We start from the raw sequence: 478 nt of genomic DNA on the forward strand, positions 1-478 counted from the left end.
CCCCCTCTTGGGTCGAGCTTGGCTTCGGCATCGGCACAGCGCTCGTCGCCGCCTTGGCCCAGCACCTGAGCGCCCGCCGCAACCGCGCGGGCACCGCCCCTATGGTCGCTCTTGCCCCGGCATTTCTGGCAACGGTTGCCACAGCGGCGGTGTTCGGGGCCTTGCTGCTGCGCCTCCCGCCCCCGGACGGCCATGCCTATGCCGCCACGCTCCTCATCCTCGGCGCCTATGGGGTGGCCCATGCTCTGCTCGTGGGGCTAATGCAGGGCTTTCTGATCCTGCAGGTCCGGCGTGGTTTCACCTCGCCCCAGCGTCGGGCGGTTTTCGCCATTGTGACGCTCTGGTCCGACTATCTGGCAGCGATCACGGCGCTGATCCTGCTTGCGGCGCATCTGCCGGGGATGATCGCGTGAGAAAGTTGTTGCGCATTCTCTTGCCGCTGCTGGTCTGGCTGGTCAGTTTCAGCGCGATCTATGGG

1 pseudogene is annotated in these 478 nt (G+C 66.7%); it reads left to right on the forward strand.

Annotated features, from left to right (window positions below):
• A pseudogene (locus A3722_RS24330) lies at window positions 1-413 on the forward strand (cytochrome ubiquinol oxidase subunit I); the annotation flags it as partial.
• Window positions 414-478 lie beyond the last annotated feature (65 nt).

The organism is Sulfitobacter sp. HI0027 (assembly GCF_001634775.1).
GTDB lineage: Bacteria > Pseudomonadota > Alphaproteobacteria > Rhodobacterales > Rhodobacteraceae > Sulfitobacter.